The sequence below is a fragment of the bacterium genome, from assembly GCA_040757115.1.
GTDB lineage: Bacteria > UBA9089 > CG2-30-40-21 > CG2-30-40-21 > SBAY01 > JBFLXS01.
Genome location: JBFLYA010000234.1, coordinates 1 through 5,829 on the forward strand (window position 1 = coordinate 1; position 5,829 = coordinate 5,829).

The 5,829-nt window shown below is 36.4% G+C and carries 10 protein-coding genes and 1 riboswitch; of the genes, 7 read left to right on the forward strand and 3 right to left on the reverse strand.

Annotated elements, in window-relative coordinates:
* Window positions 1-167 precede the first annotated feature (167 nt).
* A riboswitch (adenosylcobalamin (AdoCbl) riboswitch) is annotated at window positions 168-312 on the reverse strand.
* 144 nt (window positions 313-456) lie between these two features.
* The 5 genes from AB1422_15765 to AB1422_15785 all read left to right on the forward strand — a co-directional run bounded on the left by AB1422_15765 (window position 457) and on the right by AB1422_15785 (window position 2,128).
* Window positions 457-654, forward strand: coding sequence for a type II toxin-antitoxin system HicA family toxin (locus AB1422_15765; GenBank protein MEW6620766.1), 198 nt, complete (start codon window positions 457-459; stop codon window positions 652-654).
* Entirely contained in the window at window positions 651-890 is a 240-nt protein-coding gene (locus tag AB1422_15770) for a type II toxin-antitoxin system HicB family antitoxin (protein ID MEW6620767.1), read from the forward strand. Before AB1422_15765 ends, AB1422_15770 begins: the two co-directional genes overlap by 4 nt.
* A gap of 148 nt (window positions 891-1,038) precedes the next feature.
* Window positions 1,039-1,188 (forward strand): hypothetical protein, encoded by a 150-nt coding sequence (locus AB1422_15775; protein ID MEW6620768.1) that lies wholly within the window; start codon window positions 1,039-1,041, stop codon window positions 1,186-1,188.
* Window positions 1,189-1,205: 17 nt separating this feature from the next.
* Window positions 1,206-1,337 (forward strand): hypothetical protein, encoded by a 132-nt coding sequence (locus tag AB1422_15780; protein ID MEW6620769.1) that lies wholly within the window; start codon window positions 1,206-1,208, stop codon window positions 1,335-1,337.
* Window positions 1,338-1,792: 455 nt separating this feature from the next.
* The gene (locus AB1422_15785) at window positions 1,793-2,128 is read left to right on the forward strand and encodes a GxxExxY protein (protein MEW6620770.1); all 336 of its coding nucleotides are present in this window, start codon (window positions 1,793-1,795) and stop codon (window positions 2,126-2,128) included.
* A 177-nt stretch (window positions 2,129-2,305) separates the two neighbouring features.
* Here the strand turns inward: AB1422_15785 and AB1422_15790 are convergent, their stop codons facing one another.
* Window positions 2,306-2,440, reverse strand: a complete 135-nt coding sequence (locus AB1422_15790) for a hypothetical protein (GenBank protein ID MEW6620771.1) — start codon at window positions 2,438-2,440, stop codon at window positions 2,306-2,308.
* Here AB1422_15790 and AB1422_15795 point away from each other — a divergent pair.
* The gene (locus AB1422_15795) at window positions 2,417-4,627 is read left to right on the forward strand and encodes a DNA internalization-related competence protein ComEC/Rec2 (protein ID MEW6620772.1); all 2,211 of its coding nucleotides are present in this window, start codon (window positions 2,417-2,419) and stop codon (window positions 4,625-4,627) included. The genes AB1422_15790 and AB1422_15795 overlap by 24 nt on opposite strands.
* A 201-nt stretch (window positions 4,628-4,828) precedes the next feature.
* Here AB1422_15795 and AB1422_15800 read toward each other — a convergent pair whose 3' ends face one another.
* Window positions 4,829-4,990, reverse strand: coding sequence for a hypothetical protein (locus AB1422_15800; GenBank protein ID MEW6620773.1), 162 nt, complete (start codon window positions 4,988-4,990; stop codon window positions 4,829-4,831).
* A 107-nt stretch (window positions 4,991-5,097) separates the two neighbouring features.
* A complete protein-coding gene (locus AB1422_15805) occupies window positions 5,098-5,358 on the reverse strand; it encodes a hypothetical protein (GenBank protein ID MEW6620774.1) in 261 nt (86 codons plus the stop codon).
* A gap of 338 nt (window positions 5,359-5,696) precedes the next feature.
* On the opposite strand from AB1422_15805, the gene AB1422_15810 reads away from it, so the two are divergent.
* Window positions 5,697-5,829: alanine--tRNA ligase-related protein (locus AB1422_15810; GenBank protein ID MEW6620775.1), on the forward strand; the 133-nt coding region annotated here is incomplete at its 3' end.

A 5,829-nucleotide genomic window follows, 5' to 3' on the forward strand; every position in this document is an offset into this window, starting at 1 on the left:
ATTTGTTGTTTTCCACAATCAATTTCTACCTATTTCTATAAATTTCAATCTATTTCTATTATCTTATCTCCATATCACTCTTATCTCCTTATCCCCTTTCTTACACTTTTGATATATAGCCTGAACAGTTACAAAAAACCCAACCTTCGCAATGATAAGATTGGGTTTTAATTTTTTCTTTCTTTCCCGCGAAAGTAATGCTCCATAATAGGTAATCGACCGGACTCATCATTTTTTAAATGATATTACCGTTGCGGGGCAGTGCCTTGAATCTCACAAGGACTTCCTTTACCTATCTGACTATTTTCTATTATTTATAGCATATCACTCATTGTTTGTCAACTAAAATTTTTAAATTTTTGTTGACAAGTTAGTTTATTTATGTTACCATTTGGTCGAAGTAAAATAAAACTGCTAATAGGCAAGATAATCTAAGGTTAGGCAAAAGGATAGAAAATGCCAAGGAAGATTAGGGAGCTCATAAGAGATTTACAAAAAGCAGGTTTTGTTGACAGAGGTGGCAAAGGAGATCATCGTAACTTTACTCATCCAAATGTCACGAAGCCGATTACTATTTCAGGGAAAGAAGGCGATGACGCAAAGCACTATCAAGAAAAAGCTGTCCGCCTTGCCATAGAGGAGGCTAAGAAATGAATGAAGAATCTAGATATGTAAAGATTGTGGAGTGGTCTGATGAAGATGGGTGCTTCATAGGCAGTTGTCCAGAGCTTTTCTACGGAGGGTGCCATGGAGATAATGAATACAGGGTTTTCGACGAGTTATGCCAGATTGTAGCAGAAACGATAAGAATTTATCGACAGGATGGTAAACCGCTACCTTCTCCACTTTCTGGTAGAGAGTTGGTGAATACACTCCAGAAGGTTGCCTAACCAGGCGTTGCAGTGGACAGCGGGGAACTGTGCCCTGATTGAAAGTTTTGTAAGCGTTCAGGTGGTGTAACAAAAGGAGATGTGGAGATTAAGGAGATAGGGAGATATTATTAAAAAAATTGAAATTAATAGAAACTAATAGAAATTTATGGAAATTTGTTGTTTTCCACAATCAATTTCTACCTATTTCTATAAATTTCAATCTATTTCTATTATCTTATCTCCATATCACTCTTATCTCCTTATCCCCTTTCTTACACTTTTGATATATAGCCTGAACGGTTACAAAGTTTTGTAGTATTTCAATGGGTAATTATGCTTACAAAGTTTATTGGATTATCACAGCCTACATTGCCAGAAGGCTGGCGGAAAGAGAAATCAATACGAAAAGATTTGTTTGAACTACCGCTCAAGGCAGATATGCATCTTGTGGGTCATAACCCATAATTGATCGTTAAGATAAGAATCTCAGGCAGGAAAGAGTCTATAGAGATGGCTCTGGCGCGTTGTATCAGCTGTTTCATGTGAGGCAGGATTGCACGCAGGAGCCATTTGGACAAGATATTGTAGTGTTGAGTAAGTTTTGCACGGCGTATCATCAGATTTCATAACCTGCAAACGGATAATTGGTAACTGGTAATTGGTTAAATAGTTTCGTCCTGAGCTCAGCCGGTAATTCCTCAGTTATCAGTGATAAAAACTAAATAGAAATTTTCTCTCGCAAAGACGCAAAGTTCGCAAAGATTATAATTTATTCCTTTGCGTTCTTTGCGCCTTAGCGAGAAATTTAATCTTTATGCCTTTCTCCCATCAATAACTGTCCGATTACCTCAGCCGAACGGTATTTAATTACCAGTTACCAATTACCAGTTACCAATCACCAGTTACCAGAATCGAATTCCGTGCGTTATTTGTTCAACACGACATTAGGACCTGGTTTTCTGGAGAGCATCTATCACAATGCCTTGAAGGTTGAGTTTGCAAGACAGAACATCATCTTTGAATCAGAAAAAGAAGTCAAGATATTCTATCAAGGTGTTGAGGTTGGGGTTCATAGACTTGATCTTTTTGTTGAAGATGAGATTGTGGTAGAGATTAAAACTGTTGAGGAGATAAGTGGGAAGTATTATAATCAGGTTAGAGCATACATTAGAGCAGTGGATAAAGAAATAGGGTTACTGGTAAATTTCGCAGACTCTAGGATTGATGTCCGAAGGCTAGAGCAAGAAAAAGTTTGAGCCATTTCTCCAATTCTCCTTTTTCCCCATTTCTCCTTGTTTACACTTCTAATGTATAGCCCTGAACGGTTACCAGGTTGAATTATTACAAAGGATTAAAAATCAGTGTTTCATCCGTGTTTATCTGTGGCTGAATAATTACGCGTAGTTTCACTGGACATTGAACAAATGACTCCATTAACCCAACTTACTTGCTTCTATATCCTGGGCATAATAATTGGGAACTTCATCGATATTCCTCTTTTTATTATTTTTATCGGGATAACTATCACTTTTCTCCTCACTTCCATCTTCTTTATAAAAAAATTCCATTTCCCAACCAATATCTTTCTCCTTTTAAGCATAATATCGATAGGAGTATTGCTTCATGAGGGACATTCAAGATTTTTGTATTCTAACTCCCTGAATAAGTATGTTGGACATAAAGTAGTTTTAATTGGCGATGTTGCACAACCAGTAGAAATAACCGAAGATAGGATAAATTTAATTATCCATACAGAAAAAGTTATAACGGATAAGGTGCTAAAAGTCAATGGGCTTGTTTTAGTAAATATTAAAAAAGAAAAGAAATGTAAATTTGAGTATGGCGATAAAGTCCAATTCAGGGGTAAATTAAAATTGTCCACTGGACTGCGAAATCCTTGTGGATTTGATTACCAGAAATATTTAGCCCGAAAGAAAATACACATAGTTGTCTGGATTTATGAGCAGAAAGAGATTGTCAAATTAGGGCGAGGGAAATTTAATCCTATTTTTATGTTTGCCTACAAAATCAGAGATAAGGCAAGCAGTGTCATTTATAAAATTTTACCTGATAAACCGTTTGCCTGCGCCTCTCTTTTAGATGGTGTTTTATTAGGAAAACGCTCCCAGTTACCTGATGAAGTTGAAGGTTGGTTCAGGGATACAGGAACAATTCATATCTTAGCCATATCTGGTTTCAATGTGGGATTAATTGGATTAATATTCTTTTTTATTTTTCATCGGTTGATTTGTTTGCCAAAACGCACATCGTCAATTTTTACGCTCTTTGTGCTCATTATTTTTGCTATTGTGACCGGGGCAAGTCCCTCGGTTGTCCGCGCCGTGATTATGGCTGGAACAATCATCATTGGTTTAATTATCGACCGGGAAACAAATATTTACCATAACCTCGCTTTAGCGGCATTACTTGTTTTATTACATAATCCCTTGACATTATTTGACATAGGATTCCAATTGTCTTTTGTTGCAGTTTTTAGTTTATTCTATTTTACCCCTTTTATTGAGCCAAAATTATGGTTTCTGCCAAAATATTTAGCCAAACTTATCGCTACCTCTGTTGCCGTCCAGATTGGTCTATCTCCTATCCTTATATTTTATTTTAATAAACTATCATTAATCACTGTTTTAGCCAACATAATTGTTGTCCCGTTAGTCAGCATCATATTAATTCTTGGTCTGGCAATAGCCTTTATCGGAATGATATTCATTCCGCTGGCTAATTTGATTGGCATAGCTACTTCCTACATCATTACAAGTTTGTTGGTCTGTGTCTTTTTCTTTGCCCGGATACCCTATGCTTATATTTATCTTGCTACCCCAACCTTTTTCGATATTGGTAGTTATTACCTTATCTTATGGGCAATAACCAGGCATAAAAGGATTGGGACAACAAAGGTTATTATTGGGATTTTAATCTTAATTAACATATTTTTATGGACCGGCGGGGTAGTAAAAAACTCATCCAGGATAATGAAGGTTACATTTCTGGATGTAGGTCAAGGAGATGCGATTTTCCTGGAGTTTCCTGAAGGCAGTAATATGCTCATAGATGGAGGACCATCGGGATTTTTTGATGCAGGCGAAAGGATTATTTTACCTTTCCTCACAAGTAAAGGGATATTAAATTTAGATGTCGTCATTGTCAGTCATAATGACATTGACCATTATGGTGGCTTATTGTCGGTACTCAAGAATTTTAAAGTCAGAAAGTTTGTTCTGAGTAATGGCATTGAAAACCAGGAATTATCCCGGATAATTAAAGAAAAAGGCATTTGTCATAAAGTGGTTAAAAGAGGTGACAAAATTAGCGGTTATCCAGGAATAGAAATTTATATCCTGCATCCTTCGGACATTATGGCTGAAAGTTCAGATAATAATAATTCAGTAGTAGTAAAAATATTGTTCAATAAAATAAGTTTTTTGTTTGCAGGAGATATTGAAAAAGAAGCACAAAAAAAATTATTGCCTTTTAAAGAAATGCTTTCTGCAATGGTATTGAAAATACCTCATCATGGAAGCAGAAATGCTTATTACTCAGAATTTATCACGGAAGTCAATCCAGAAATAGGCATAATACAGGTAGGTAGAGATAATAGATTTAATTTTCCCCATAAAGAAGTTATAGCAGGTTATGAAAAAATAGGAACTAAAATTTATCAAACAGATATTCATGGGGCGGTAACTGTTAAGACCGATGGGGAAAAAATTTGGGTAAAAACAATATATTTCCAGTAACCGTTCAGGTGGTAACTTACCGCAGAGACGCAGAGGAACAGAGAAGACATAGAAATAAAGTAACTATTCAGCCACTGATTAACACGGATTAGCACGGATAAAAAATAAAATCAGTGTTTCATCTGTGTCCATCTGTGGCTGAATAGTTATCAATAAATTTTAATTTTCTTCTCTGCGTCTCTGTGTCTCTGCGGTGAACGGTTACCACTTATTAATCGAAATTTGGTAACCGTTCAGGCTATATATCAAAAGTGTAAGAAAGGGGATAAGGAGATAAGAGTGATATGGAGATAAGATAATAGAAATAGATTGAAATTTATAGAAATAGGTAGAAATTGATTGTGGAAAACAACAAATTTCCATAAATTTCTATTAGTTTCTATTAATTTCAATTTTTTTAATAATATCTCCCTATCTCCTTAATCTCCACATCTCCTTTTGTTACACCACCTGAACGCTTACCTTTTTTCTTACTGGGCTTTGCTAAACTTATTGTATAACCAACCACATACCCAGAGGGTAATAAACCCATTTACAAACCCGTAGGCAAGACCAATGAGACTGCCAGGCCAATTAACACAGTATCCAATGTAGAACTTGCCTAACAATTCAAGATGGTTACCTCCAGCAGGTGGCGGGGAGATAAGTAAAACCCAGATGGTGGCGATAAAAACTGTTAGTCCCCATACGATACCGCCTGCTAATCCTAAGGCTACTTTATTTAGCTTCATTTTTTTCTCACCTCCTTTTTGCGACTGCATCATTTTTACATTACCACAATTCTTCAATAATGTCAACTTATTTTTTTCTTGCAATAATTTTATATGTGTGCTATACTACAAAGGAAGATGAAAATTAAGGGGCTCGGGACTCGGGAATAAAAGAATCCCCGAGTCCCGAGTCCCGATTTTCAGGGGAAACGCTCATGAACCGTGGGTTCACAAACGAGGATGAAAATAGTAGGTAGGAGATAGAAGGGGGGAAGGAGATAGGCGTGAGGAGTGATGTTTTCTTTACTTTCTACTTTCTACTCTCTACTTTCTACTTCCTTATTTTCAGGAGAGAATAAATGACTGGAACAGAAATTCGCACAAAATTCTTAGATTATTTTAGCGCACTTGACCATACGATTAAAACAAGTGCCTCGCTGGTGCCGACTGACCCAACGGTTTTATTTACAATTGCCGGGATGGTACCGTTTA

What these genes read in the sequence shown, in the direction of transcription:
- AB1422_15765 (MEW6620766.1), top strand. Translation starts at nt 457, where the DNA reads ATGCCAAGGAAGATTAGGGAGCTCATAAGAGATTTACAAAAAGCAGGT.
- AB1422_15770 (MEW6620767.1), top strand. Translation starts at nt 651, where the DNA reads ATGAATGAAGAATCTAGATATGTAAAGATTGTGGAGTGGTCTGATGAA.
- AB1422_15775 (MEW6620768.1), top strand. Translation starts at nt 1,039, where the DNA reads ATGGAAATTTGTTGTTTTCCACAATCAATTTCTACCTATTTCTATAAA.
- AB1422_15780 (MEW6620769.1), top strand. Translation starts at nt 1,206, where the DNA reads ATGCTTACAAAGTTTATTGGATTATCACAGCCTACATTGCCAGAAGGC.
- AB1422_15790 (MEW6620771.1), bottom strand. Translation starts at nt 2,440, where the DNA reads ATGGAATTTTTTTATAAAGAAGATGGAAGTGAGGAGAAAAGTGATAGT.
- AB1422_15800 (MEW6620773.1), bottom strand. Translation starts at nt 4,990, where the DNA reads ATGGAAATTTGTTGTTTTCCACAATCAATTTCTACCTATTTCTATAAA.
- AB1422_15805 (MEW6620774.1), bottom strand. Translation starts at nt 5,358, where the DNA reads ATGAAGCTAAATAAAGTAGCCTTAGGATTAGCAGGCGGTATCGTATGG.